Origin of the sequence: Rhizobium deserti, from assembly GCF_004358025.1 — a bacterium.
GTDB lineage: Bacteria > Pseudomonadota > Alphaproteobacteria > Rhizobiales > Rhizobiaceae > Neorhizobium > Neorhizobium deserti.
The window spans coordinates 397587-423652 of the sequence record NZ_SMTL01000003.1 but is presented as its reverse complement, the minus strand read 5'-3'; the positions used below and the strand labels follow the sequence as shown (position 1 = coordinate 423652).

At 62.4% G+C, this 26066-nt stretch carries 25 protein-coding genes; 14 read left to right on the top strand and 11 right to left on the bottom strand.

Going from position 1 to position 26066, the window contains the following annotated elements:
• The 5 genes from ugpE (at position 1) to E2F50_RS14115 (ending at position 5313) form a co-directional block, all read left to right on the top strand.
• The gene (gene ugpE / locus E2F50_RS14135) at positions 1-849 is read left to right on the top strand and encodes a sn-glycerol-3-phosphate ABC transporter permease UgpE (protein WP_133316803.1); all 849 of its coding nucleotides are present in this window, start codon (positions 1-3) and stop codon (positions 847-849) included.
• Between the two features lie 2 nt (positions 850-851).
• Positions 852-1952: a sn-glycerol-3-phosphate ABC transporter ATP-binding protein UgpC gene (gene ugpC, locus E2F50_RS14130; RefSeq protein ID WP_133316802.1), complete on the top strand. Its 1101-nt coding sequence runs from the start codon at positions 852-854 to the stop codon at positions 1950-1952.
• Positions 1953-2064: 112 nt separating this feature from the next.
• Positions 2065-2571 carry a cupin domain-containing protein gene (locus E2F50_RS14125; protein ID WP_133316801.1) on the top strand — a complete coding sequence of 169 codons (507 nt, stop codon included), beginning with the start codon at positions 2065-2067 and terminating at the stop codon, positions 2569-2571.
• A 73-nt stretch (positions 2572-2644) separates the two neighbouring features.
• Positions 2645-3595 carry a glutathione synthase gene (gshB, locus tag E2F50_RS14120; RefSeq protein WP_133316800.1) on the top strand — a complete coding sequence of 317 codons (951 nt, stop codon included), beginning with the start codon at positions 2645-2647 and terminating at the stop codon, positions 3593-3595.
• A 185-nt stretch (positions 3596-3780) separates the two neighbouring features.
• Positions 3781-5313: a YifB family Mg chelatase-like AAA ATPase gene (locus E2F50_RS14115; RefSeq protein ID WP_133316799.1), complete on the top strand. Its 1533-nt coding sequence runs from the start codon at positions 3781-3783 to the stop codon at positions 5311-5313.
• 173 nt (positions 5314-5486) lie between these two features.
• Here E2F50_RS14115 and cysK read toward each other — a convergent pair whose 3' ends face one another.
• Positions 5487-6449 (bottom strand): cysteine synthase A, encoded by a 963-nt coding sequence (gene cysK, locus E2F50_RS14110; protein WP_161974147.1) that lies wholly within the window; start codon positions 6447-6449, stop codon positions 5487-5489.
• A gap of 243 nt (positions 6450-6692) precedes the next feature.
• Here cysK and E2F50_RS14105 point away from each other — a divergent pair, with 243 nt between their 5' ends.
• Positions 6693-7211 carry a Dps family protein gene (locus tag E2F50_RS14105; protein ID WP_133316798.1) on the top strand — a complete coding sequence of 173 codons (519 nt, stop codon included), beginning with the start codon at positions 6693-6695 and terminating at the stop codon, positions 7209-7211.
• Positions 7212-7251: 40 nt separating this feature from the next.
• On the opposite strand, the gene dut is transcribed toward E2F50_RS14105, so the two are convergent.
• Positions 7252-7716 carry a dUTP diphosphatase gene (gene dut / locus E2F50_RS14100; RefSeq protein ID WP_133316797.1) on the bottom strand — a complete coding sequence of 155 codons (465 nt, stop codon included), beginning with the start codon at positions 7714-7716 and terminating at the stop codon, positions 7252-7254.
• Between the two features lie 82 nt (positions 7717-7798).
• On the opposite strand from dut, the gene E2F50_RS14095 reads away from it, so the two are divergent.
• Positions 7799-9379, top strand: coding sequence for a peptide chain release factor 3 (locus E2F50_RS14095; RefSeq protein WP_133316796.1), 1581 nt, complete (start codon positions 7799-7801; stop codon positions 9377-9379).
• A gap of 9 nt (positions 9380-9388) precedes the next feature.
• On the opposite strand, the gene E2F50_RS14090 is transcribed toward E2F50_RS14095, so the two are convergent.
• Together E2F50_RS14090 and E2F50_RS14085 are read right to left on the bottom strand one after the other, a co-directional pair.
• A complete protein-coding gene (locus tag E2F50_RS14090; RefSeq protein WP_133316795.1) occupies positions 9389-9973 on the bottom strand; it encodes an IMPACT family protein in 585 nt (194 codons plus the stop codon).
• A 47-nt stretch (positions 9974-10020) separates the two neighbouring features.
• The gene (locus E2F50_RS14085) at positions 10021-10962 is read right to left on the bottom strand and encodes a threonine/serine dehydratase (RefSeq protein WP_133316794.1); all 942 of its coding nucleotides are present in this window, start codon (positions 10960-10962) and stop codon (positions 10021-10023) included.
• A 163-nt stretch (positions 10963-11125) separates the two neighbouring features.
• On the opposite strand from E2F50_RS14085, the gene E2F50_RS14080 reads away from it, so the two are divergent.
• Both E2F50_RS14080 and E2F50_RS14075 read left to right on the top strand, forming a co-directional pair.
• Positions 11126-12751 carry a putative bifunctional diguanylate cyclase/phosphodiesterase gene (locus E2F50_RS14080; protein ID WP_133316793.1) on the top strand — a complete coding sequence of 542 codons (1626 nt, stop codon included), beginning with the start codon at positions 11126-11128 and terminating at the stop codon, positions 12749-12751.
• Positions 12748-13167 (top strand): BLUF domain-containing protein, encoded by a 420-nt coding sequence (locus E2F50_RS14075; protein ID WP_133316792.1) that lies wholly within the window; start codon positions 12748-12750, stop codon positions 13165-13167. The genes E2F50_RS14080 and E2F50_RS14075 overlap by 4 nt, the downstream gene beginning before the upstream one ends.
• 6 nt (positions 13168-13173) lie before the next feature.
• Here E2F50_RS14075 and otsA read toward each other — a convergent pair whose 3' ends face one another.
• Positions 13174-14550, bottom strand: coding sequence for an alpha,alpha-trehalose-phosphate synthase (UDP-forming) (gene otsA, locus E2F50_RS14070; protein WP_133316791.1), 1377 nt, complete (start codon positions 14548-14550; stop codon positions 13174-13176).
• Positions 14547-15383, bottom strand: coding sequence for a trehalose-phosphatase (gene otsB / locus E2F50_RS14065; protein WP_133316790.1), 837 nt, complete (start codon positions 15381-15383; stop codon positions 14547-14549). The genes otsA and otsB overlap by 4 nt, the downstream gene beginning before the upstream one ends.
• A gap of 188 nt (positions 15384-15571) precedes the next feature.
• Between otsB and E2F50_RS14060 the strand changes: the two genes are divergently transcribed.
• Entirely contained in the window at positions 15572-16378 is an 807-nt protein-coding gene (locus E2F50_RS14060) for a class II glutamine amidotransferase (protein WP_133316789.1), read from the top strand.
• Between the two features lie 31 nt (positions 16379-16409).
• On the opposite strand, the gene coaBC is transcribed toward E2F50_RS14060, so the two are convergent.
• Complete coding sequence (gene coaBC, locus E2F50_RS14055) at positions 16410-17615, bottom strand: bifunctional phosphopantothenoylcysteine decarboxylase/phosphopantothenate--cysteine ligase CoaBC (RefSeq protein WP_133316788.1); 1206 nt, start codon at positions 17613-17615, stop codon at positions 16410-16412.
• Between the two features lie 126 nt (positions 17616-17741).
• On the opposite strand from coaBC, the gene E2F50_RS14050 reads away from it, so the two are divergent.
• The 4 genes from E2F50_RS14050 to E2F50_RS14035 all read left to right on the top strand — a co-directional run bounded on the left by E2F50_RS14050 (position 17742) and on the right by E2F50_RS14035 (position 20652).
• Positions 17742-18137 carry a hypothetical protein gene (locus E2F50_RS14050; protein WP_133316787.1) on the top strand — a complete coding sequence of 132 codons (396 nt, stop codon included), beginning with the start codon at positions 17742-17744 and terminating at the stop codon, positions 18135-18137.
• Between the two features lie 53 nt (positions 18138-18190).
• On the top strand, positions 18191-18463 hold the full coding sequence (locus E2F50_RS14045) for a hypothetical protein (protein WP_133316786.1): 273 nt from the start codon (positions 18191-18193) through the stop codon (positions 18461-18463).
• Positions 18464-18694: 231 nt separating this feature from the next.
• Positions 18695-19252, top strand: coding sequence for a glyoxalase superfamily protein (locus E2F50_RS14040; RefSeq protein ID WP_133316785.1), 558 nt, complete (start codon positions 18695-18697; stop codon positions 19250-19252).
• A gap of 191 nt (positions 19253-19443) precedes the next feature.
• Positions 19444-20652: an MFS transporter gene (locus tag E2F50_RS14035; protein ID WP_133317114.1), complete on the top strand. Its 1209-nt coding sequence runs from the start codon at positions 19444-19446 to the stop codon at positions 20650-20652.
• Here E2F50_RS14035 and E2F50_RS14030 read toward each other — a convergent pair.
• From E2F50_RS14030 to ubiB, 4 genes are all read right to left on the bottom strand, one after another.
• Complete coding sequence (locus tag E2F50_RS14030) at positions 20649-21425, bottom strand: COG3904 family protein (RefSeq protein WP_133316784.1); 777 nt, start codon at positions 21423-21425, stop codon at positions 20649-20651. The genes E2F50_RS14035 and E2F50_RS14030 overlap by 4 nt on opposite strands.
• Entirely contained in the window at positions 21412-22719 is a 1308-nt protein-coding gene (locus E2F50_RS14025; protein WP_133316783.1) for a hypothetical protein, read from the bottom strand. Before E2F50_RS14025 ends, E2F50_RS14030 begins: the two co-directional genes overlap by 14 nt.
• Positions 22720-22828: 109 nt before the next feature.
• Positions 22829-24409, bottom strand: coding sequence for an aromatic amino acid lyase (locus E2F50_RS14020; protein WP_133316782.1), 1581 nt, complete (start codon positions 24407-24409; stop codon positions 22829-22831).
• 93 nt (positions 24410-24502) lie between these two features.
• Positions 24503-26062 (bottom strand): 2-polyprenylphenol 6-hydroxylase, encoded by a 1560-nt coding sequence (gene ubiB, locus E2F50_RS14015; RefSeq protein WP_133316781.1) that lies wholly within the window; start codon positions 26060-26062, stop codon positions 24503-24505.
• Positions 26063-26066 lie beyond the last annotated feature (4 nt).

Sequence of the window (26066 nt, the reverse complement as noted above, 5' to 3'; positions counted from 1 at the left end):
ATGGTTGAAAACCGCCCTTTCCTGACCTTCCTCACCCATGCCTTCCTGCTTCTGGGCTTCGCCGTGGTCGCGCTGCCCGTTTATGTGGCGGTGATTGCGTCGACCCACGACCTTCAAACGCTGCTGACCGGCTCGGTGCCGCTTCTGCCGGGCTCGCATTTCATCGAGAACTACAGCCAGATCCTGACCGGCGCATCGGCGGCAAACGGCCTTCCGAACTATTCTCATATGGCCATGAATTCACTGATCATGGCCTTGGCCATCATGGCGGGTAAAATTGCCATTTCCATCCTGTCCGCCTTTGCGATCGTTTACTTCCGGTTTCCCTTCCGGGTGCTCGCCTTCTGGATCATCTTCGTGACGCTGATGCTGCCCGTCGAAGTGCGCATCCTTCCCACCTACAAGATCGTCGCGGATCTGGGCATGCTGAATTCCTGGGCCGGGCTCACCATTCCCTTGATTGCCTCGGCAACCGCGACCTTCCTGTTCCGGCAGTTCTTCATGACCGTTCCAGATGAAATTCTGGAAGCGGCCCGCGTCGACGGGGCGGGGCCGATGAAGTTCTTCCGGGACATCCTGCTTCCCTTGTCGCGAACCAATATCGGGGCGCTCTGCGTCATCCTCTTCATCTACGGCTGGGTCCAGTATCTCTGGCCGCTGCTGGTGACGACCGATACCGGCTATTACACCCTGATGATGGGCATGAAGCGCATGGTCACCGCGCAGGACGGCACCATTCCGTGGAATTTCGTCATGGCCGGAGCGGTTCTCGCCATGCTTCCCCCCATCCTCGTTGTCGTCTTCATGCAGCGGCTGTTCATCCGCGGCCTGACAGAAACGGAGAAATAACAATGGCTTCCATCGATGTCGAACATGTCAGCAAGATCTATACCGGCGGCGTGCGCGCAGTCACCGATGTCAATCTGACCATTGCCGATGGTCAGTTCATCGTGCTGGTCGGGCCGTCGGGCTGTGGCAAGTCAACGCTTCTGCGCATGATTGCCGGACTGGAGACCATCTCAGAGGGACAGGTGAAGATCGGCGATCGCGTCGTCAACAAGATCGAGCCGGCAGAACGCGACATAGCCATGGTGTTCCAGAACTATGCGCTTTACCCGCATATGACGGTGCGCCAGAACCTCGAATACGGACTGAAGAACCGCAAGACGCCGAAGGCGGAGATCGATGCCCGGGTGAACGAGGCGGCCCGCATGCTGGAAATCGGCCAATATCTGGACCGCAAGCCGCGGGCGCTGTCCGGTGGCCAGCGCCAGCGCGTCGCCATGGGGCGTGCCATCGTGCGCAAGCCAGCGGTGTTTCTGTTCGACGAGCCCTTGTCAAACCTCGACGCCAAGCTGCGTGTTTCCATGCGCGGCGAAATAAAGCGTCTGCAGCGCCGGCTCGGCACGACATCCATCTACGTCACCCATGACCAGTTGGAGGCGATGACACTCGCTGACAAACTGGTGGTCCTCAACGGCGGCCGGATCGAGCAGATCGGTGCGCCGCTGGAAGTCTATCACGCGCCAGCCTCCACATTCGTGGCAAGTTTTATTGGCTCACCGGCCATGAACCTCGTCAAGGGCGAACTGCATGGCGACAAGCTGGCGATCGGCCCGGCCATGATCGACCTCCAAGGCTACACACCTGCGTCCGGTACCGTCACCGTGGGCGTGCGGGCGGAAGATCTGCGCATTGCGCGCGCCGATGAGGAAAGCCTGCCTTTCCGGCTCGACTACGCCGAAGAGCTGGGAGCCCAAAGGCTGATCCACGGTTTGGTCGGAGACCAACCCATTACCGCTGCCGTTTCGCCTGAAATGGAACTCCTGCCGGAAATGCGCATCGCGGTGGATATCCGGCGGCTGCACTTCTTTTCCTTCGAAACCGGCAAGCGCATACCCGGCCATGTGCCGGCCGAAGCGAAACTGGCTCCCCCGGAGCCTGTCCTCTAGCCTGTCGTACGAGGTTTGAGGCCGATCGTTAAAATTGTCCGGTCCGCCTCAACTTCAAGCTTACGCTTGCCCGCTAGCTTACGCCGAACGAGGCAGCTTGCGGGGGGATAATATGAGCTGGCATGTGATCGCAGCGAGTGCGGCAGCGCTTGCCATCCGGTATCGGACATCTCCTTTCGAGCGGCCCGCCAGCCGGTCCTTCATCGGGACATCCGTGGATCTTCTGGAAATGGCGCCTTCACCGATCAAGCCGGCCTGGATCCTGTCCGGCGATCCTCAGGCGCGCACTGCCGTTCATTCGAAAGCGGATGATCGATATGCCGTCACCGGCATATGGGATTGCACGGCGGGCGCCTTCCGCTGGTATTTCGGCTGGGACGAAACAGTCTTCATTCTCGAAGGCGAGGTCCATGTCGTCGATGAGCAAGGCCATGAGCGGATCTTGCGTGCTGGTGACGTCGGCTATTTCAAGGCCGGTACCTGGGCCACATGGAGCGTCGAGCGCTATGTGAAGAAGGTGGCCTTCATGCGCCGGCCGTTGCCTGCGCCGATCGCCCTTCTGCACCGGATGGGTGATCTTTTGCGCAGGAAGATCAAGCGCCTGATCGGCCGCAGCTAGCACGGCAGAACCGGTTGCCTTTGGTGGCTCGTCATCCTACATCAGGCGAGCCAATTTCAGGGGACCTCACGTCATGGCGAAGATCCGCAAAGTCGCATTCCAGATGGACCATGTTTCCGGCCTCAACATTGCCGGGGATTCCACCTTTGCCATGGCGCTGGAAGCGCAAGAACGCGGCTACGAACTCTTCCATTACACGCCCGACCGGCTGACCATGCGCGACGGCAAGATCTTTGCCGCCGTCGAGGCGCTGACCGTGCGCGACGTCAGGGGCGATCATTTCACGCTCGGAGAAAGGCAGCGTATCGATCTTTCCGACATGGACGTGGTGCATCTGCGCCAGGATCCGCCCTTCGACATGGGCTACATCACCTCGACCCATCTCCTGGAACGGATTCACCCGAAGACGTTGGTGGTCAACGATCCCGCCTGGGTGCGCAATTCGCCGGAGAAGATCTTCGTGACCGAATTCGCCGACCTCATGCCGGCGACCCTGATTTCCCGTGACCCGGTGGAAATCGCCCGCTTCCGCGACGAACTCGGAGACATCATCCTGAAGCCGCTTTACGGCAATGGCGGCGCCGGCGTTTTCCACTCCGCCCGAGACGACCGCAACTTCACCTCGCTTCTGGAAATGTTCGGCCAGATGTATCGCGGCGAGCCTTATATAGCCCAGGCCTATCTGCCGGCCGTGCGCAAAGGAGATAAGCGCATCCTGCTCGTCGATGGCGAGCCGGTCGGCGCCATCAACCGCGTGCCCGCCGAGCACGACAGCCGCTCGAATATGCATGTCGGCGGCCGGGCGGAGCCAACCGAGATCACGCCGCGCGAAAAGGAAATCTGCGCCCGCATTGGCCCCTCCTTGCGCGAACGCGGCTTCCTTTTCGTCGGCATCGACGTCATCGGCGACTACATGACCGAGATCAACGTCACGTCGCCCACCGGCATTCGCGAAGTCAAGAAGTTCGGCGGCGCCGACGTGGCGGCCTTGCTGTGGGACGCGATCGAAGCCAAGCGCAGGTGAAGCTCTTTTTCGTTCTGCCCGGACCCGTTCTAGCAGCTCAACCTGCGCACGCATAATGCAGCCGTTGCGCGAAATACTTCAGGCAGTGTTCTTGTTTTATTCCCATCTCCGTGCCAGATTGCAATCTTAAGGCACGGACAGCGTGTGGCGCTGCCGTCCGAACATGATGTTGGGGGCGGTTCGACATGGTTGCACGCGTCGGTACGGTTGCATTCCAGGGCATTGAAGGAGTTCCGGTCGACGTGCAGGTCATGGTCGGCCCGGGCAAGATCAACATGCATATCGTCGGCCTGCCGGACAAGGCGGTGGCTGAAAGCCGGGAGAGGGTCCAGGCGGCGCTGCATGCCTCCGGTCTTGCCATGCCGCCCAAAAAGGTGACGGTTAATCTGGCGCCGGCCGACCTGCCAAAGGAGGGCTCGCATTTCGACCTTCCCATTGCGCTCGGATTGATGGCGGCACTGGGCGCGATCCCCGGCGATGCTTTAAGCGGTTACATCGTGCTGGGCGAACTGAACCTCGACGGCACGCTTGCGCCGGTTGCCGGCGCTCTGCCTGCGGCCATCGGTGCCAATGCGCTGGGGAAGGGGCTGATCTGCCCGGCCGACAGCGGCGCCGAAGCGGCCTGGGCGGGTGCCGATATCGATATCATCGCGCCGCGCAGCCTGATTGCCCTGGCCAATCATTTCCGCGGTACGCAGGTCATTTCGAGGCCGCAGCCAGCGATCCGGGCAGCGCCCGGCAATCTTCCCGACCTCGCCGACATCAAGGGGCAGGAAAGCGCCAAGCGGGCCTTGGAAGTGGCAGCCGCGGGTGGCCACAATCTGCTGATGGTCGGGCCGCCGGGCTCGGGCAAATCCATGCTGGCCGCACGGCTGCCGTCCATCCTGCCGCCCTTGTCGGCGCCGGAGCTTCTGGAAGTGTCGATGATCCATTCGATTGCCGGCCAGCTTTCCGGCGGCAAGCTTTCGGATCGCCGGCCCTATCGTGCGCCGCATCATTCCGCCACCATGGCGGCCCTGGTCGGCGGCGGTCTGCGGGCAAAGCCGGGCGAAGCCTCGCTTGCCCATCATGGCATCCTGTTTCTCGACGAATTTCCAGAATTCTCGCCGCAGGTGCTGGATGCCCTGCGCCAGCCGCTGGAAAGCGGCGAATGCGTCATCGCCCGGGCCAATCATCGGGTTTCCTATCCGGCGAGCATCCAGCTGGTCGCGGCCATGAATCCCTGCCGTTGCGGCATGGCCGGCGAGCCTGGACATTCCTGCGCCCGCGGTCCGCGTTGCGCGAGCGACTATCAAGGCCGCATTTCTGGTCCGCTAATGGACCGGATCGATATCCGCATCGACGTGCCGGCCGTGTCGGCAGCAGATCTGATCCGGCCGATGGCGGCGGAAAAGAGCGCCGATGTCGCCAAGCGCGTTGCAGCGGCGCGCGAGCGCCAAAGGGAGCGGTTCGAACATGCCGGTTCGCCATCCATGCTGACCAATGCGCGATGCTCCACATCGCTGATCGAAACATTGGCGGAGCCGGATGCCAATGGCCTGCAATTGCTGCGCGACGCGGCGGAAAAGCTCAAGTTTTCAGCTCGCGGCTATCATCGGGTCCTGAAAGTGGCGCGCACATTGGCGGATCTGGACGACAAGGATACGGTCGGACGCATCCATCTTGCAGAGGCGATCTCCTACCGTATGGCAAGCGAGCGGTTGGCAGTTCCCGCATGAAGCTCGGCTTCCTGCCGCCGGCGGCAGGGTGTTCGCGTCCGCTGAAGATGGAGAATGACCACCAATCCTTTATGTTCTGGCGGGGCACCGATCTCCCGCCAGGTCCGCTGTGCTTTCCCGTCTTGATGCAGACATGAAAGGACGCCCGAGCGCCCTTTCGGCGGTCGGAGAGTTTACCCACCCAGGCCTTCGAACAGGGCCGTCGAAAGATAGCGTTCGGCAAAGGATGGGATGATGACGACGAGGTTCTTGCCGGCATTTTCCGGCCGGCTGCCGATTTGCACTGCGGCCGTCAAGGCGGCGCCGGAAGAAATGCCGACTGGCACGCCTTCCAGCCTCGCGACGAGGCGGGCCATGTCCATGGCCTCGGCGCTGTTGACGGTGACCACCTCGTCATAGATGTGGGTGTCGAGGATTTTCGGCGCAAAGCCGGCGCCGATCCCCTGGATCTTGTGCGGGCCAGGCTGGCCGCCGGATAGAACCGGGGATTCTGCCGGTTCAACCGCAATGATCTTCAGGTTCGGATTGCGGCTTTTCAGCACCTGGCCGGCGCCGGTGATCGTGCCTCCCGTGCCGATGCCCGAAACGAAGATGTCGATCTTGCCCTCCGTATCGTTCCAGATTTCTTCGGCGGTCGTCTGGCGATGGATTTCCGGGTTAGCGGGATTTTCGAACTGCTGCGGAATAATGGCATCCGGCAAGGAGGCCGCCAGTTCCTCGGCCTTGGCAATCGCCCCCTTCATGCCCTTCGCGCCTTCGGTCAGCACCAGTTCGGCACCGAGCAGCGCCAGCATCTTGCGGCGCTCGACCGACATGGTTTCGGGCATGGTGAGGATCAGCTTATAACCCTTGGCGGCCGCGGCGAAGGCGAGCGCAATGCCGGTATTGCCGGAGGTGGGCTCCACCAGCGTCGTCTTGCCCGGCATGATCCTGCCCTCGGCTTCTAGGCTCTCGATCATCGCCACGCCGATGCGGTCCTTGACGGATGCGATTGGGTTGAAGAATTCCAGCTTGGCCAGAAGGTTGGCTTGCACGCCTTTTTCTCTTGCCAGCTTGTCGAGGCGCACGATCGGCGTGTCGCCGATGGTTTCCGTGATGGAGGAATAGATGCGGCCGCGGCCGGGCTTCTTCGACATGTGGATCCCCTGGATAAGACAATGCTGTTGGATGGAAGATAGGACGAAAGGCGCGGCGATGCCAGTCTGTCGAGCCTGATTGCAAGGCGCCTTCAGGGTTGCGTAGCGCCGGGGTTGTGGCCGGAAACTCTGCAGATTTCGGGCTGCGCCAGGCATGCGCATTGAAAAGCGCGGCGACTGCGGCACCTTAAGCAGAGACCGCAGTTGCGGTCGTTCATTTTGATCATCAATAGGTTTGGACCCATGTCTGATTCTGACAACAAGAAGCGGAAGACCGCTGCACTTTCCACGCCATCCGATCTCGGCGACAATGCCGTGACCGACATAGCCGCTGCCCTGACCACGCTGCTGGCCGATGTTTTCGCGCTTTATGTGAAGACCAAGAACTTTCATTGGCATATGTCCGGGCCGCATTTTCGCGACTATCATCTGCTGCTCGACGAGCATTCCGTGCAGATCTTTGCGATGACGGACGATTTGGCGGAACGCGCCCGCAAGATCGGCGGCACGACGCTACGCTCCGTCGGCCAGGCCTCGCGCCTGCAGCGGCTGGAGGACAATGATGCAGATTTCGTGACGCCGGAAGACATGATGGCCGAGCTGCGTGACGACAACAAGCAACTGGTTGCGTTCATGCGCGAAACGCACGAACTCTGCGACGAGCATAACGACGTCGCAACGGCGAGCCTGCTCGAAAACTGGATCGACGAAACGGAGCGCCGCCACTGGTTCCTGTTCGAGATCACCCGCCGTCAGAAGTGAGCATGCGCGCGGGCAGGGCGGTACCCGTCCTGTCCACTCGTCAGACGCCCGTGGAGCCAAAACCACCGGCGCCGCGGGCGGTGGCGGTGGTTTCGTTGATCTCCCGGACCTGCACTTGCGTCACCGGCGCGATCACCATCTGGGCGATGCGCATTCCGCGGGTCACCCGGAAGCTTTCCTCGCCATGGTTGATCAACAGCACCTTAACTTCGCCGCGGTAATCGCTGTCGATCGTTCCGGGCGTGTTGAGGCAGGTAATGCCGTTCTTGAAGGCCAGACCGGAGCGTGGCCGGATCTGAGCCTCATAGCCTTGCGGAATTTCCATGATGAAGCCGGTCGGTACCAGCGCCCGCTTTCCCGGTGGGATCTCGAGCACCGCATCGTCCTCCACGGCCGCACGCAGGTCCATGCCGGCGGCGCCAGCCGTCTCGTAGGACGGTAGCTCCAGGCCGGCGGCGTGCGGCAAGCGGATCAGATGGAGACTTGGGCCGATGACATCGCGCATGGAAAACTCCTCCGACTGAGCGGTCAATTGCATATTGGGGCTTGAGTCGCTAGATACGCGGCAACTTGAAGGATCTTGCAAAATGCCTGAAACCATTGCCGAGGCAGTCTCTCGCCGCCGCACATTCGCGATTATCGCCCACCCCGATGCCGGTAAGACGACACTGACGGAAAAGCTGCTGCTGTTCGGCGGCGCCATCCAGCTTGCCGGTGAGGTCAAGGCCAAGAAGGATCGGATCCAGACGCGCTCCGACTGGATGAAGATCGAGCGCGAACGCGGCATCTCGGTCGTGACCTCGGTGATGACCTTCGAATATGACGATAAAGTCTTCAACATCCTCGATACGCCCGGCCACGAAGATTTTGCCGACGATACCTATCGTACGCTGACGGCCGTGGATGCGGCGATCATGGTCATCGATGCGGCCAAGGGGATCGAGCCGCGGACACTGAAGCTGTTCGAAGTCTGCCGCATGCGCGACATCCCGATCATCACCTTCGTCAACAAGATGGACCGTGAAAGCCGCGACATCTTCGAAGTTCTCGACGAGGTCGAGGAAAAGCTGGCGCTGGACACGGCTCCGATCACTTGGCCGATCGGCCGTTCCAAAAGTTTCTGCGGCACGTATCACCTGGCCGGAAACCGGGTGCGCGGTCCCGACAGCGAAGAGTCGGTGACGGTTAACGGTCCGCAGGCCGTGGCCGACCGCCTGCCGGAAAATGAACGCGCCGCGTTCGTTGATGAAGTGGAACTGGCCAGGGAAGCCTGTCGCCCGTTCGACCAGCAGGCATTTCTCGAAGGCCACCTGACGCCGGTCTTCTTCGGTTCGGCACTGCGCAATCTGGGCGTTCGCGATCTGATCAACGCGTTGGCTGATTTTGCACCGCCGCCGCGTGACCAGGTAGCAGATACCCGCACCGTGCATGCCACGGACGACAAGATGACCGCCTTCGTCTTCAAGATTCAGGCCAACATGGACCCGAACCACCGCGACCGCATCGCGTTTGCCCGCATCTGCTCGGGCAAGCTGGAGCGCGGCATGAAGGCACGGCTGGCTCGCACCGGCAAGCAGCTGGGCCTTACCGCGCCGCAGTTTTTCTTTGCGTCTCAACGTCACATCGCCGACACCGCCTATGCCGGCGATGTGGTCGGCATTCCGAACCACGGCACGCTCAGGATCGGCGACACGCTGACCGAAGGCGAGCAACTGGTTTTCCAGGGCGTGCCGAACTTTTCGCCGGAAATCCTTCGCCGTGTGCGACTTGAAGATGCCATGAAGGCGAAGAAGCTGAAGGAAGCGCTGCAGCAGATGGCCGAAGAAGGCGTCGTGCAGCTGTTTTCGCCGGAAGACGGATCGCCTGCCATTGTCGGCGTCGTCGGCGCCTTGCAGCTCGACGTGTTGAAGGAGCGGCTGTCGGCGGAATATACCCTGCCGGTCTCGTTCGAAATGTCGCGTTTTTCCGTTTGCCGCTGGATTTCCTCGGACCAGCCTGCGGAGCTTGAAAAGTTTCTCACCGTCAAGCGCGGCGATATCGCCCGCGACCTGGACGGCGACCCGGTCTTCCTGGCCCAGGACAGCTTTTCCTTGCGCTACGAGGCGGAACGCTTCCCGGCCATCAAGATGGTGGCGATCAAGGAATATCAGGTCGCCAAGGCGGCCTGATATCGGCAGTCAGGCGTACAGCAGTTCAGATCGTCCGCTGGTCAGATCGCAAATCAGGCGGCTGACGATTTCAAGTGTGGCGGCAGGCAGGCGAAGGACGAGATCCGCCCCGGTTTCGGTAAACCGCTCCTCAGCGATTTCGAGGTCTGCGACGGCCTGCAGCCGTGCCTTGACCCGCGCGAGATCGCTGAATTCCAGGCTGACGCCGGCCTGGACGGCGGGCTTTACCTCCAGGAGAGGTGCGGTCTTCAGGCAGGCAGCGGCCGTGCCGCCATAGGCGCGCATGAGGCCGCCGCTGCCAAGCAGAATGCCGCCGAACCAGCGGGTGACGATAACCAGCGTCTTGTCGAGCGACTGGCCGTCTATGGCTGCAAGGATCGGCTTGCCTGCCGTGCCGCTCGGCTCTCCATCGTCGTAAAACCGGTAGGCCATGCCGATCCGCCAAGCCCAGCAATTGTGGTTGGCGGCGGCCTGGCTGTGTGCGGCGATCGCAGCTTTCGCCTCGTCCTCTGTCTCGACGGCAAGCGCAGTCGCCATGAACCGGCTCTTCTTGACGATCTGCTCGAAGGTGGCGGATTGCTGCAGGTGGAACATGTCACAGGATTATCGCCAGGACATGCGGAATGGAAGCCGGCGGAGCGTCAAGCGAACTTGACAGCCGTTGTGTTGGAGCCGCAAACGAGGACGCAAACCTTTTCCTGAGGGCCCGGGACGTACTTGCCGGAAAGCAGGGCTGCGAAAGCGGCAGCTCCGCCAGGCTCCGCCACGACCCGCAGACCGGCCCAGAGCGCCTTCTGCGCGGCCAGGATTTCCGCGTCGGATACCAGCACCGGCGGTTCGACGAATTTTTCGGCGATCGGAAACATCATCTGCCCGACCTGCTTCGGCGCCAGCGAATCCGCCGCTATGCCGCCCGCCGGGGCATCGACCGGCCTGCCGGCCTTGAAGGCTTCGTAAAGCGTCGGCGCGCCATCCGACTCCACCGCGACGATCTTCACCCGCCCGCGGAACCAGGCGGCAATGCCGCCGATCAGGCCGCCGCCGCCGACAGCCACGAGCAGCGTCGTCATGACAGGCAGATCCTCCTCGATTTCCTTGCCGAGCGTCCCCTGGCCGAGCAGCGTTTCGACCTGGTCATAGGCATGAATGGCGAGCGCGCCGCTCTTTCCCATATAGACTTCGCTGGCCGCCAGCGCATCATTGTACCGGTCGCCGCCGACAACGAGTTCGGCGCCATAGGAGCGAATAAGGTCGATCTTGGCTTGAGAGGCGACGCTCGGCACAAAGATATGCGCCGGCACGCCGCGCCGCATGGCCGCATAGGCAACTGCAGCGCCATGATTGCCCCCGGAGGCCGCAACCACCCCGGCTGGCGGCACGTCGCGAGTCAAGAGGTTGGTAAAGGCGCCGCGGACCTTGAACGAGCCGGAATGCTGCAGCAGTTCGAGCTTCAGATCCACCGCAAGGGTTGGGCCGCCGAAGTCGCGGAGATCGATCTTTGCGACCGGCGTATGGCGAACATGGTCGCGGATCAGCTCATGCGTCCGCGCTATCTTGTCCGGGTCGATATTCACGGCCGTCATCAGCTCTCCCTCGATATGCTTCCGATGAGTTATCCGCCACACAGGCAAAGTGCAAGCCGCGTAGAGCGTCTGATCCTGCATCCGGCAGTAGGCGGTTAACCTGATATTGGCACTTGCTTGCTAGCGTCGCGATTTAAACCGCCCAAGGTTGCGAGGACATGCCGTGAAGAGCAGTGCCAGGATCTCCACAACGTCCGAAGCGTCCTCCTTCCCCCTCAAAACGGCGGTGATGGAAATATCAGGCGATGGCGTCATTCTCCACTGCAATGCCGCCGCGCAAGCCATGCTAAGTGAGCCTGCACTGGCCGGCGAACCGCTCGCGGATTTACTGGACAAGGCGGAAAAGCTTGGACGCATAGCGCCTGGCACGCGCCGCAAGATCCTCGACGGGCTTACCGCGGAAACAAGCCATTTCCAGCTTCTGGACGGGCGTTCGGTCCTGATGAACGCGACTCCCCTTGCGGACGGCACGCTGATCGAATGGTCGGATGTTTCAAGTTATATTGTAGCTGCCCGAACGGAGGAACGCGATCCCCTAACGGGCACGCTGACGCGTTCGGCGCTTCTGAGCAGCGTAGAAGCAATTGCTGCGACCGGCGCAGAGGCTTCCGTTCTGTATGTGGATCTCGACCGCTTCACGAGCGTCAACAACATGCTGGGCCAGGGCATAGGAGACAATCTCCTGAAGCGGGTCGCGGCGCGGATTGGCGGCCTCCTGTCGCAACAGGCTCTGCTGGCCCGCGTCGGTGGCGACGAATTCGTCATCCTCGAACCCTGCGGCGAACAGCAGGCGGCGGCCTTGGCTGAGCGGCTTGTGGACATGATCGCCCGGCCATTCCTGATTGACGGGCAGATCATTCACGTCGGCGCCAGCCTTGGGATGGCTTCCGTCGGAGGCGGAGAGACGGCCGAAACAGTGCTCCGCAACGCTCGCCTCGCCTTGCTGAACGCAAAGTCGGAAGGCGGCGGCAGTGCCCATGCCTTTACCGCCCAGATGCGCGACAGCCTGCAGCGTCGTCGTCTGCTGGAGGTCGATCTGCGCCAGGCCTTGGCATTGCGGGAATTCACCTTAGCCTACCAGCCGCAATACGATATCGATTCCCGCACGCTGGTTGGCTTCGAGGCGCTGCTGCGCTGGCATCATCCCGAGCGCGGTCATGTTTCGCCGGGCGAGTTCATCCCGCTGGCCGAGGATCTCGGATTGATCGTGCCGATCGGCGAATGGGCGCTGCGCACCGCCTGCAAGGAAGCGGTTACCTGGCCGCTGCCGCTGCCGATCTCCGTCAACATATCGCCGCTGCAGTTCCGCAACCCGAACATCGTTTCCATGGTGACTTCAGCCCTGGCGGCGGCTGGTCTTGATCCGAACCGACTCGAGCTCGAAGTGACGGAAGGGGCGCTGCTTTTGAACAGCGAGCCGGTGATGAACATCTTCAGGCAGCTGAAGGCGATCGGCGTCCGCTTTGCCATGGACGACTTCGGCACCGGTTATTCGTCTCTGGGCTATCTGCAGAAATTTCCCTTCGACAAGATCAAGATCGACCAATCCTTCGTGCGCAATCTTCCAGACAGCGGCGACGGGGTCGCGATCGTGCGCGCCGTGTCGGCACTCGGTTCTAGCCTTGGCCTTTCCATCATCGCCGAGGGAGTGGAAACCGAGGAACAGCTTTCCTGCATCCGCCAGAACGGCTGCCTGCAGGTTCAAGGTTATCTTACCGGGCGCCCGCTCGCGCCCGCCGCCGTTGAAGCCCTGGTCGCGGCGGAAAAAGCAGGAGAAACAGGACAATGACCGACTACCGCCTCATCTACTTCAGCGAAAACCGCCTGCCGTTGGGTCAGCTTGCCGCCGAACTCGATGCCATCCTGGACAAGAGCCGCCAGAACAATGTTCTGGTCGGGGTTACCGGCGCTCTGATGTTCAGCGCCGGATATTTCGTCCAGGTTCTGGAAGGTGAGCAGGGTGCGGTCGAAGCGACGTTCGAACGGATCCAGCAGGACAGCCGCCACGGCGACGTACAGCTGGTGGATTTCTCCCCCGTTGCCGAACGGACCTTCAGCAACTGGTCCATGGCCTATGCGGGCCGGCGCGAAGACGCATCGGACGAGCTCGACGCCATCGGCACCAAAAGCGGCTTCGATCCGAGCTTGCTGGACGGGCATCAGCTATTCGACAAGCTGAAATCGCGCCTGCTCGAAGCGGCCTGAGCCAAGCTATTCCGACGTCAGGTCAGCCAGAAAATCGTCGCACCAGCGGTTGATGTCGTATTTGAGGAGATGGTCCATCATCTTTTCCCATCGCTGCTTGCGCTCGTCGAGCGACATCGTCAGCCCGCGGGTAATGGCATGCGCCGTGCCTTCGATGTCATAAGGGTTGACGAGCAAGGCTCCGGTCAGCTCCCGGGCCGCGCCTGCAAAACGTGACAGAACCAGCACGCCCGGATCCTCCGGATCCTGCGCCGCCACATATTCTTTGGCTACGAGGTTCATTCCGTCGCGTAGCGGCGTCACGAGGCCGATCTTGGCCAGGCGGTAGAGGCCAGCCAGCACCGGCCGGTTGATCGACCGGTTGATATAGCGGATGGGGACCCAGTCCACGGTCCCGATGGCGCCGTTGACGCGGCCCGCCTGCTCGGCCACCGTTCGTTGCATCTGCTCGTATTCAGGCACTTCCGAGCGGGATTTCGGGGTGATCTGCAGATAGGTGACCTTGTTCTGCTGCGCAGGATTGAGGGTCAGGAATTTCTCGAAGGCGTCGATGCGCTGGGTAATGCCCTTGGAATAATCCAGCCGATCGACGCCGAGGATCAGCGAGCGGCCCTCGATGCTCTGGCGTGCCTTGCGCACCATGGGATTGCTGGCAGCCTTGCTGGCGAATTCGGCGAAAGCAGCGGTTTCGATACTGATCGAATAGGCGCCGCCCTTGAACGTCCGGCCATAGGTGCTGAACTTGTGATCCTCCAGCCGTTCGCCAATGCCTTCCCGCACCAGGCCGCCGCCGAAATTGTCGAGGTCATAGCCGGTTTGGAATCCGACCAGATCATATTGCGAAAGCCCGCGCATGATCTCTTCATGGACCGGCATGGCAAACAGCACGTCTGCCGGTGGCCAGGGAATGTGCAGGAAGAAGCCGATCTTGTTGGTAAACCCCATCTGTCGCAATTCCGCCGCCAACGGGATCAGGTGGTAGTCGTGCACCCAGATGATGTCGTCTTCCTTCAGCAGCGGCGCGAGGCGGTGCGCGAAGAAGCGGTTGACGCGGAAATAGCCGGCCATTTCCTTGCGGCCGTATTCCGCAAGATCGAGGCGATAGTGGCAGATCGGCCAAAGGACCCGGTTGGCAAAGCCGTGGTAATATTCCTCGACATCCGTTTTGGTGAGGTCGGTCAGCGCATAGGTGATATTGCCATGCGTGCGCATGTCGAGAGCAGCAGGCTCCTTGGCGCCGCTCGACTTGCCCGACCAGCCCATCCAGATGCCGCCGCGTTCCTCAAGCGCTGCCTGCAGCGCGACGGCAAGCCCGCCGGCGGGGGCTGCGCCGCTTTTATCCGGCACGGTGACGCGGTTCGATACGACCACAAGGCGGCTCAAGATGCTTCCTTTCCGGATGAATTATCTGGCTGGGAACTGGCTGCTCCGAGCGTTGCGAGGATGGCCCGCAGTTCGGCCGCAGAAGCGAGCACCGAGGTCGCAACCGTTTCGGCTGCCGTCTCGGCGATGCGGATGGAGTGGCCTCCGACTTCATTGGCGACGCGGAACATGGCTTCGTCGGTCACGTCGTCGCCGATTGCGATCGGCATGCGGCCGACAAACGGAGGTTCAGACAGGAAGGCTTTGAGCGCCTCGCCTTTGCTGGCCCGTGCGGGACGAATTTCCAACACCATCTTGCCCCGCTGCAACGTAAAATCCGGTCCGGAAAGATCGAGGCAATGGGTCATCATCGCCTCCACCGCCTGCTGATATTCCGGAGCCTGGCGATAATGTGCCGCTATGGCGAGACCCTTGTCTTCAATGAGGATGCCGGGCCATTGGCGAGCTTGGCCGGCTATAGTCGTCTTCAGCTCCTCGAATGCGCCGCTCGGCTCGACGCGATCCACGGTCCCGGCGGCCGATCGTCTTTCGGCGCCGTGCAGGCCGGCAATCGGGAACTGGTGGGGGGAAAACAGCCTGTCCGCATAAGGGAGGGCGCGGCCCGTCACCAGCGCAAGTGCGCCGCCGAGCAGGCGGGAAAGCTGGTCGAGATGCTTCGGCAGTTCCGGCGGCACGACGATCTCGTCGGGCGTGTCGGCGATGTCGACCAAGGTCCCGTCGATATCCAGAAACAAGGCCCATTTCTGCGGCTCTGCCCCGATGCCTGAAAGGATACCGGCTCCCGAGGACGCAGACTTGCGGACGTCGTGCTGAGGTTCTTGATCATGTGCCATGATGCGAAAGTTAGGCCGCAACTCTGCTGCGACAACCTGCCAAGGTGATAACGGGTCGCAAAAAGTGATCGGCACCCTTCCAAAATTCTGTCATAAACCGGCAAATTCAGATTTGGTTAACCATTTGTCGAGATTCTAATATTTGGTTTGGCGGCCGTGTCGGCTGCAGTTTCGGAGCAGAAAGACCCATGCGCCGTTGGGCAGCTTATCGCGGTGAACCTCTTTATCTCGAAGAGCTCGTGTCTTCGCCCGCTCATTCCCTGATCGAGCAGTCGCATTGCGCCACCCGCGCCAAGACCGCCACCAATGGCGACGGTTTCGGCATTGCCTGGTATGGAGACCGGCCGGAGCCTGGGCGCTACCGTGATATCCTGCCCGCCTGGTCCGACTGCAACCTGAGAAGTCTCGCACGGCAGATCCGCTCGCCGCTCTTTCTCGCCCATGTGCGGGCGGCCACCACCGGTGCGACGCGGCGTGACAACTGCCATCCCTTCGTCCACGGACGCTGGTCCTTCATGCATAACGGCCAGATTTCCGGCTTCGAGCAGATCCGCCGCAGCATGGAAAGCCTTCTTTGCGACGAGCTCTTCAATGCCCGCACGGGCACGACGGATTCGGAGCTGCTCTTCCTCCTGGCATTGCGGTTCGGCCTCGATGCAGATCCGCTCGGTGCAGTGGAAAAGGCAATCGCAACGGTCGAAAAGCTGTCCTACGAGAAATCCGGCGAGGCGCTGGTGCGGTTTACGGCCGCTTTTTCCAACGGACGCGAACTTTATGCCGTGCGCTATGCCACGGACCATCGGCCGCCGACGCTCTATGCTGCTCCCATGGGAGAGACTGCGGGTGGCAAACAAGGCTATTGTCTTGTTTCCGAACCGTTGAACGACGAAGCCGATACGTGGGTCGAAATTCCCGATGGCAGTGCCGTCAGGGTAAATGACGAGGGCATGCAGGCGCTGCTCTTCCAGCCGCAGTCCCTCTCCAAGGCCGCCTGACGCTCAGCCGAGTAAGCTCAGTCCAGGACGCTCAACCCAGTTTGGCGGCGATCAGGTCCGCCAGCCGGATGGCGACCTCGCTCTTGTCGAGATCGGGCCATTCCTCGACACCGGCTGCACTGATGATCTTCACCCGGTTGCGCGTGCCCCCCATGATGCCGGTCCCAGGCGAAACGTCGTTGGCGACGATCATGTCGGCGCCCTTGCGGGCGAGCTTGGCGCGGCCGTTATTCTCCACATCCTGCGTTTCGGCTGCAAACCCGACGACCAGTGTCGGACGTTTTTCATGATGCCCGACCGTCTTCAGGATGTCCGGGTTCTCGGTCAGCATCAACGGCGGCGGCGCCTCGCCCGGCTGCTTCTTGATCTTTTGACCCACTGAAGAGGCGACGCGCCAGTCGGCGACGGCCGCCACCATGACCGCGATGTCGGCTGGAAGGCGGGAGGTGGCCGCGTCCAGCATTTGCTGCGCCGTTTCCACATGCACAGTGGTCACGCCGGGCGGATCCGGGATGGTGACGGGCCCCGACACAAGGGTAACGTCGGCGCCGAGCCTGGCCAGTGCGGCGGCAATGGCATGCCCCTGCCGTCCTGACGACCGGTTGGCGATGTAGCGCACCGGATCGATTGGCTCGTGGGTCGGCCCAGAGGTTACCACGGCGGTCCTGCCGGCCAATGGCTTCAGCGTCTCGCCGAGGATGGCCAGAACCGCAGCGACGATCTCCAGCGGCTCGGCCATCCGGCCCGTGCCGGCCTCGTTGCTTTCGGCCATTTCGCCGGCCACCGGACCGATGAAGCGGATGCCGTCCGCCTTCAGCACCGCGACATTGCGCAGGGTCGCCGGTGCCGCCCACATTTTCGGGTTCATGGCGGGAGCAATCAGCACGGGGCGATCCGTCGCCAGCAGCACCGCACTTGCCAGATCATTGGCCATGCCATGCGCCATCTTCGCCATCAGGTCGGCGCTTGCAGGGGCAACCAGCACGAGATCCGCCTCGCGGGCGAGCCGGATATGCCCCACATCCTGTTCGTCCTCACGGGAGAAAAGCTCGGCATAGACATGGCTGGCGGCAAGGGCCCCGACTGCGAGCGGGGTGATGAACTGCTGTGCGGCAGCGGTCATGACCGGCCGAACCTCGGCCCCTCTTTCGCGCAGGCGCCGGATGAGATCGAGGCTCTTATAGGCCGCGATGCCGCCGGAGATGATCAAAAGGATGCGCTTGTTCGAAAGGTCCATGGCTCTACCCGCTGGCAATTGCGCGGAAGCTAAGCACTTGAGAGGCGAGTTGCAATCGGCCCCGCCGCCATTGTCATGGAACCGTTACAGAAGGTTTGAGTTGTTTCTGCACAAAAGGAGACCGTCATGGCAAAGAAGAAAAAGAATTTGATCCCGAAAGAGATTGCAGGATTCAAGGTTCCCAAGGTTATTCGCAAGTCCTCCGCCTTGAAGGCGCTGCTGGCGAGCGACACGGGACGCGGCATCCTGGCCAGTGCCCTGACGGCGGGTGCTGGAGCAGCGGCTTCGGTTCTGATGGGTGAACGGGAAGACATTGCCGCCGCCGGCAAGAAAGGCGCGCGCAAGACCGCCGGCGCCTTCGGGATTGCATCGGAGGCTCTGGAAAGCGCTGCCAGCGCCGCAATGGCCGTCGTCAAGGATTCGGCCACCTCCATGCTTCCCAAGGATGTGCGCAAGAAGTCCAAGGAGAGCAGCAGCGAGGAGAAGAAAGAGCGCCCTTTCGCCAACGCCGTACGGCACTAAAGGCCCCGCCCAAGGCGAAGCCCGAGGCCGAGCCCGCCGGCGTTCACAGCGGATTGCCGCAGCCGGTCGAACGTATGGTGCTGCGGCGCTATCAAGGCTCGGCCGGCAGCCGGCTGGGTGCTGCCGTGACATTAAGAGCCTTGGGCGTGCTCCTGCGGGATCACCCCAAGGCCGCTCTCGACATCGCCGGTGCCGGCCTGGCGCAGGCGGGCAGGTCGGGCTTCGAAGAGGTCAAGAAGGCAGTGCTGCCCTCTGGTCACGACACGATCCAGGAGGATCCGTCCCCTGAAAATGAAGGCCAGAAGACCAAGCCTGAAGCCTCCTGAGCCTCCGGAGCATGCCCGGCTGGCGGATCTCCAATCGGCCAGCCGGCCTGTTGATCCTTGGCGGAAAAGGGTGCTACCAAAGCGCAAGGCCAGATGCGGCCTGCCGCCCGCGGCGTCAGCGCCATGGTGAACGCATCTCGTTTTTTCTCATCCTTGCCATCCGGCCAATGATGACGAACGGATCAGCAATGCGGGGTCTGATCGACCGTTCGTCGTTGTAGGGATGACGAGATGCGTGATTTTCATGATGCGAAACTAATGGCAAAGACCCTGCGCGAACAGCTTGCAGGGCGCAACATCGATCTGTCGCACAGTCAGGCGCTGGAACTGGTGGCGGCTCAGTTCGGTTTCGGCGACTGGAACATACTGGCGGCAAAGATCGATGCGGCGGAGCCGCAGACAAACAGGCCGCGACTCCCATCTATCCAGCCGGCCATCCCGATCTTCCGGATATTTTCCATCGAGAAAGCCATGGAGTTCTATCGGGACTTCCTCGGCTTTCAGGTGGATTGGGAGTACTGGTTCGGCAACGACTACCCTCTCTATTGCCAGATATCGCGCAGCGGCATGCTGATGCATCTGTCAGAACATGCCGGAGATGCTTCGCCGGGCGCCCGTGTTTTCGTCCCGGTGCAGGGCATCAGGCACTTCCACGCGGAACTGACGGAGAAGAACTATCCGTTCATGCGTCCTGGCCTGGCGCAGGCGGATTGGGGCCTCGAAGTGACCGTCACGGATCCCTTCAGCAATAGGATCACCTTCTGCGAGCGCAATAGCAAGGCAGGCTGATCAGGCAAGCCGACAAATGCGGTCGGGAGCTGCGTGTGCCGACCGGATTCTTATGCCGTGTGCCCTTGATCCGTCCAGTCACGAGGCCAATAACAGAATGCCACCATCTATTGCAGCAAGGATCCTGCCATGCCCCGTCCTGTCGAACCGACGTCCATCCTCCGTGGCGGTCGGAAGCGGATCTGGTGACCATGAAGGCAGATGCGGAGACCAAGCAGTTCCTGGTGCGCAGAACGCCCGCTTATCGGCGCGCCAGCCTGGCGCTCTTCCTGTCCGGTTTTTCCACTTTTTCGCTGCTCTACTGCGTGCAGCCGCTGATGCCGATCTTCTCGCATGATTTCGGCGTGAGCCCGGCGGCGAGCTCCTTGTCGCTGTCGCTCTCGACCGGCCTGCTGGCGGTTGCGATCTTCTTTGCGGCCGCCGTTTCGGAACGCTTCGGCCGCCGCAGCCTGATGTTCGTGTCGCTGCTCGGCGCTTCCATTTGCACGATCGCCTGCGCCCTGGTTCCCGATTGGCATATGCTGCTCGTCATCCGGGCGCTCGAGGGCTTCCTGCTTGGTGGCGTGCCGGCGGTTGCCATGGCCTATCTCTCGGAAGAGATCGATCCGAAGGGGCTCGGCGCCTCCATGGGGCTCTATATTGCCGGAAATGCTTTCGGCGGCATGGCGGGACGCGTCGTCACCGGCATCCTGGCGGAATATTTCTCCTGGCGTCCGGCTCTGGCCGGCATCGGCGTCCTCGGGATCCTGGCCGCCATCGGCTTCCTCGTCCTGCTGCCGCCGTCGCGCAATTTCGTGCCGCGTAAATCGACTGCGGTCTATCACGCCCGAGCCTGGCTTGCGCACATCAGGAACCCGGCGCTGGCGCTTCTGTTCGCCATCGGCTTCCTGCTCATGGGCGCCTTCGTGACCATCTACAACTACGTCGGCTTCCGTTTGGTGGCGCCGCCTTACGATCTAAACCAGACGGAGCTGGGGCTGATCTTCACCGTCTATCTCTTCGGTATTGCCGGTTCCTGGGCGGCCGGCCTGCTTGGCGACCGCTTCGGTCATTTCCGGGTCATGCCGGTCTGCATCGTCATCGCCATCCTGGGCGTCGCCGCCACACTGACGTCACCGCTGCCGTTGATCATCCTCGGCATCGTGCTGCTGACCTCCGGCTTCTTCATGGCCCATTCAGCGGCCAGCGCGCTGGTCGGCAAGCTTGCCCGTGATATGAAGGGGCATGCATCGTCGCTCTACCTGCTCGGCTATTACCTCGGCTCCAGCGTCGCCGGCTCGATCGGCGGGCACTTCTGGAGCGCCGGCGGCTGGCCGGCCGTGGCAGCATTCACCGCTGCCCTGCTGCTTGCCGCGCTCCTTGCCTCCCTACAGGCGCGGCGCGTGGCCGGGCGGCGCTAAGGCTTCTTTCTGGCGGTCGCCAGCGGGTCCGTCGTCAATTTGAATTCGCTCATTTCCTTCGGCGTCAGGTAGTAGAGCCTGTCGGGTGGCGTTTCCAGGGCGTGGAACCACAGGCCGGCGCCAATGCCCATATCGTTCAGATGCCTTGCCACCCGTGCGGTCGTCGCCTGGGCGCTGGACATGGCCTGTTCCGCCGTCGGCCGATCCTTGCCGCCGTTAAAGACCTGATGGACACCGATCACGGCATCTTTTTCGGCCGTGCGTGAGACGCCACCGGCAAAGACGATGGGGCAGGAGGAGGCGCAAAGCGCCTTGGACGCCACCTTGGTGTCGAGCTTCTTCTCGCGGATCAGCTTGGACATGGCGATCGCGTCTTCCACGGATCCGCCGGGCGAATTGAGCGAGATCGTCTTCACATATTCGCCGCGAGCCTCGATCTCCTCGGCAAAGCGTGCGGCGGCACCAGGATCGATCGCACCTTCGGCCAGAAGCACCCCGCCAGTACCGAGCTGGAACTTGATGGCTTGGCGCAGCACCTCGGGCGAGCTGGCCGGCTGCACAGGCGGCGCGGCAGGCACGCCCTCTGTCAGGGCCGGGGGAAGGACCGGCTGGTCTTCGCGCATCGGGTCATAGCCGGGCAGGGCGGCATTGGCCGTCGCCATGTCGCGAATGTCGATGACCAGGAACACGGCCGCCACGGCGAGCATGATATAGAAGGCGGCGCGCATCAGCACCCCGTCGTCTATCCTCCTGATCGCCTCACCGATCCTCATGCGACCTGTCTCTTGCGCGGGATTTGAGGTCGATACTGGTGATATTGTTGGGCTCGGCCAGATCGCCATCGGGCTCCGCTGCGGCCACCGCTTCTTCCATGGTCATGCCGCTCGCCACCACCGCCCGCTGCACCTGCAGGGCCTGCAGGAGCTCGGCCGCCGTGATCCGTTCGGCAAACGGCAGGCCCTCTTCCTGTCGGCGGATCGCTCCATGCACCACGGCCAGAATGAAGACCATGACGCCTGGAAGAAGGTCGATGGAAATGGCACCGGCCCAGGCGGGAATGAAGTCCTGCGCATAATGAAGAACGGCCGCCGCAGCCGACAGCGGAACGAAGCGGCGTTCCTCGACGCGCGGACGCGACAGGATCTCGTCGGCGGCCTTGCCGAGCGCCTTGGACTGCGCCGAAACGGACGCCCGCACGGTATCCATGACCTGGTTCTGGCGGTTGACGAGATCAGGCGCGGTTCCATCCGGCACGGGAGCAATGAAGCCGATCGAAAGATCGTCGGCAGCACGCCGCACCGAAGGGGCGATGGAGGTTTGCGCAAGCGAGGTGATCACACCGGTCAGCGCCACCACCTCGGTGGAGAACTGGTCGGCACGCGGCTCGATGGCACCCGGTGCCGAAACCAGTGATCGCATCGTTTCGAGCCGCTTCTGGCCCTGGGTGAAGAGGTCGGCAACCTGCTCGCGCGAACCGTTGATGCCGTTTTCCAGGCCCTTCATCTGCGCCGACATCTGCGACAGCAGCTGCACGACGCTTCCCGAGCCGGTCGTGCCGGTGAGCGAACCGGACTGGCGCTCGACGGCGGCAAGCTGAGCGAAGCGTTCGCCGGCGCGCTGAATGTCCGGCAGCAGGCCTTGGACCGCCAGCGCATTCTGGTGGGCGCGGTCGAGATCGGCCGTATAGTCTTCCACCGTTTCCGAAAGATGTTGCTCAACGGCGGCCGAACCGGCCAGCGCCGCAGCGTTGAGCCAGCTGGACATGGCCATGATCATCGCAGCGCCAGCGGCCATGACGAACAGCATGGCCGTGCGGCCGGTCCGCGTCGTCACATGCGGATAGAAGCGGGCCATGTAGGACCAGAATGCATAAATGCCGATCGATACGGATACGGAATAGATAACGGCGGCAAAGAAGACGGCCGTGGGCGATCCGTCGAGGATCGTGCGGGCCCCGAGATAGGTGTAAACGCCCGATGCAAGCGCCAGGACGGCCAGGGCAAAACGCGTCATCGTCTCGACGGCCGCGACGCTGTCAGTCAATCGTTGAGAAGCGCCAAGCGCCATGAGGGTCTCCCGAAAGGAATGTATTCCTTAAAAGAGAATGAAGAAGGGGGCGGAATAAAGGCCGAGCCTATGGCGGCGGCCCGGGGCCAACAGGGCTGTCCGGTAAGTCTCAGTGCCCGGAAGGCCTTCGCGCTACGGGCAGGCGTTGCGCAAAGCCGCCGAGCGCGAAGAAGCCGTCGATGGCATGGATCGGCGATACGGCGATGAGGTCCGTCAGAAAGGCCTCGGAAGCGAGCTCCTTTTCGATCGCCTCCACCTCGGCCGAAAGCGGCCGGTCAACCGTATAGAAGGCTGCGTGCCGGCGCACCAGGTCATAAACGAGCTTGACGGCACCGCCTGGCTCGTCGCCTTGTATGTCCATTGCCTGAGCGGCAAGAAGTGCCTCCAGAGCGGCCAGTCGCTTCAGGGCCTGCATCTGCCGCTCGAAACGCTCGATCACCAGCGGCAGGAACGCCGCTTCGTCCTCCATGCCCCCGGCGACCACCAGGGATTGGGCCGATACCGGGTTGGTCATCGACAGGACGCGGGAGAAAATGTCGCCGGCAAGCTTGATGATCGGCCCGAAGCCCGTGGCGATCACACCCTCCGGAACAAGATTGACCGGCAGCCCGCGCCTTTGCCCATTGCCGAGCAGGACGCAGCGGTTGAAGGAATTGCGTGCCGCATGGGCCATGCAGAGCACCGCCGATTCCAGCAGCACGGTGACATCGAGAGGCAGAGAACCTCCGGAGGTAAGCACGCGTCCTTCGACGATGACCGGATTGTCGTCCGACCGGCCGGTGGCGGCCAGGATCTTGTGCCCGGCGGTCAGCACGCTTTCGAACACGGCGCCGAAGACCTGCGGGATCATGCGAAGGCTCAACGGGTCCTGCACATGGGTCGCACTCGGCCATTCCCAGCCTTCGGAAGCATTGCACAGCCATTTGCCGATCATAGCCTCGCGCGCCGTTCCCACATGGGTGACGGCTACCCAGGGATCGCGTGAGGCGCCCATGGCACCGGCCGCCGTAAGCCCGGCGGCCAACAAGGCGCGCAGGGCACCGGCTGCCGCGCGGGTTGCTTGGGCCGCGGCGGCAAAGCTGACGGAATTGACGCTGAGCGATGCAAGACTGTCGCGGGGCGCCATGCGGAACGGCTGCAATCCCGCCCTTTCGAAAGCTTCCGCGGCCGGCAGGCGCTCGCCCTGGAACACGGCTTCGCCCACCCCGGTCAACACCGCGCCGATCTGGCCCATCAGGCCGATATCGGCGCAGCCGATCGAGCCGGTGCGCCGCACAACCGGGATCACATCGGCAGCCAGCAGATCAAGATAGGACTGCACGAGGTCGGTGGAGCAGCCGACATAACCGGTCAGCGCCGTGTTGACGCGCAGCGCCATTGCATTGCGCACGACCCAGGTGGGGAAGGGCTTGCCGGTGCCGAAATGGTGAGCCCGCACGAGGCCCAGGTTGAATGTGTCGAGTTCGTCATTCGACCATGCTATGTCCTTCATGGCGCCGACGCCGGTCGTTGCACCATAAACCGGCATGCCGTCGGCGATTGCCTGTTCCAGCACATTGCGTGCCGCCTGAACCCGCTCGAGGCTGCCTGGAGCAACCGATACCCCGGCCTGGCCGTCACCAATCGCCAGCAGTTCGGGAAAGCCGAGCGGCTGGCCGGTTAGTTCTATGATCTCGTGCGGTTTGGACATGGGATCACCTTAGCAGCAGACGAGCGAGGCTGATACATGAGGGAATATCCCAAAACCTGAACAGCTGATCGAGGCGGCTCGCCTTGCGCATGTTCAGATGGCAAAGGCGATATAGAGGAGCGACAGGGCGATGATCCACAAGGCGATCCGGCCGGAGCGGCTGTATCGCGCTTCGGCCTTGCCGATCGCTTCTGCGGTCTGCTCATCGAAGCGCAAGCCGTTTTCGCTCATGCGCAGAAGCTCCTGGTGGAACTTGCCCGTCTGTCCGGCGATTTCCGGTGCCGCCTCGGCAAGCTTCACCATGGCCTTGATGCCGTCCTGGATATCGGAGACGATGCGCTTCGGCCCGAGATTGTCGCGGATCCACTGGCCGACGACCGGTTCGGCCGCCTTCCACATGTTGAAGCGCGGGTCGAGCATGCGCGACACGCCTTCAACGACGACCATGGTCTTTTGCAGGAGAATAAGCTCCGGGCGCGTCTGCATCTCGAAGAGGTCGGTGACTTCAAACAGCAGCGCCAACAGGCGGGCCATGGAAATGGTTTCGGCCGGCTGGCCGTGGATCGGCTCGCCAATGGCGCGGATCGCTTGCGCAAATGCAGAAACGTCGTGATGGGCCGGCACATAGCCCGCCTCGAAATGCACTTCGGCCACGCGCAGGTAATCGCGGGTGATGAAGCCATAAAGGATTTCGGCCAGGAAGCGGCGTTCCTTTTTCCCCAAGCGCCCGACAATGCCCATGTCCACGGCGACGATGGTGCCGGCCGGATCCACGAAAAGATTGCCCGGATGCATGTCGGCGTGGAAGAACCCGTCGCGCAGGGTGTGGCGCAGAAAGGACTGGATCAGGATCTCGGCCAGCTTTTCCAGATCGTAGCCGGCCGCCCGCAGCCCGTCGATATTGTTCATCTTGACACCATCGATCCATTCCATGGTGATGACGTCGCGGCCGGTGCGCTCCCAATCCACCTGCGGCACCCGAAATCCCGGATCGTCCTTGGTGTTTTCGGCGATTTCGGAAAGAGCCGCCGCTTCGAGGCGGAGGTCCATTTCCATTTTGGTGGTCTGCTCGAGCGTCCGCGTCACTTCCACCGGCCGCAGCCGGCGGCTGGACGGCACGAAGCGCTCCTGAAGGCGCGAAAGAAGATACATTCCCTCGATATCGTGCGCGAAGCGCTGCCGCACCCCGGGCCGAACCACTTTGACCGCAACCTTCCTGTCGCCGATCATGCACGGATGTACCTGGGCAATCGAGGCAGCCGCGATCGGCTCGCCAAACGAGGTATAAAGATCGTGGATCGGCCGGCCGAGCGAGGCTTGCACGGCAGCCTTGGCCGTATCCGTCGGAAAATAGGCCATCCGGTCCTGCAGCAGCGCAAGATCGATCGCCCAGTCGACACCCACAACGTCGGGCCGGGTGGCAAGGAACTGGCCGATCTTGACATAGGACGGACCGAGACGATCGACTGCTCGCGTCAGGCGCTCGCTGCGGGCCTGCTTTTTGGCACGGAAACGGGCCAGGGGCTCGACCAGCGACTTCATCAGCCCGATGGCCGGCGGCATGTCCTGCGTCGGCAGGGCCGAAACCACGCCCTCGCGCACCAGGACCCAGCCGACCCGGGCCAGGCGAAAATAAGCGCCGATCGTGCTCATGGGG